The 248-nt window shown below is 44.4% G+C and carries 1 pseudogene; it reads left to right on the top strand.

Annotated features, from left to right (window positions below):
- Positions 1-248, top strand: a pseudogene (locus tag EXE42_RS19985) (hypothetical protein); the annotation flags it as partial.

Genomic DNA, 248 nt, shown 5'->3' with positions numbered 1-248 from the left:
CCGACAAACTGGGTATGTCTCAGGCACAGCTCAGTTAAAATCGATTCTTGAAGAAAATCGCCCCTCGAAATCTGGCCTTTTCGGTGGACACCTAGCGTACAATCTACTTTCGTATCACGACACAGTTGATATCTCTGACCTAGGATTTGTAGATTATGCGTTTGAATACAATCTACCGAGTGATGAGATTGCGAAGCACCCAAAGGGAAAAACACCTCCACGATATATAACGGACAGAGGAATTCGAG

The organism is Halorubrum sp. SP3 (genome assembly GCF_005435195.1).
Classification (GTDB): Archaea; Halobacteriota; Halobacteria; order Halobacteriales; family Haloferacaceae; genus Halorubrum; species Halorubrum sodomense.
The sequence above is the reverse complement of the archived record's forward strand: the minus strand, read 5'-3'. Positions and strand labels throughout refer to the sequence as shown.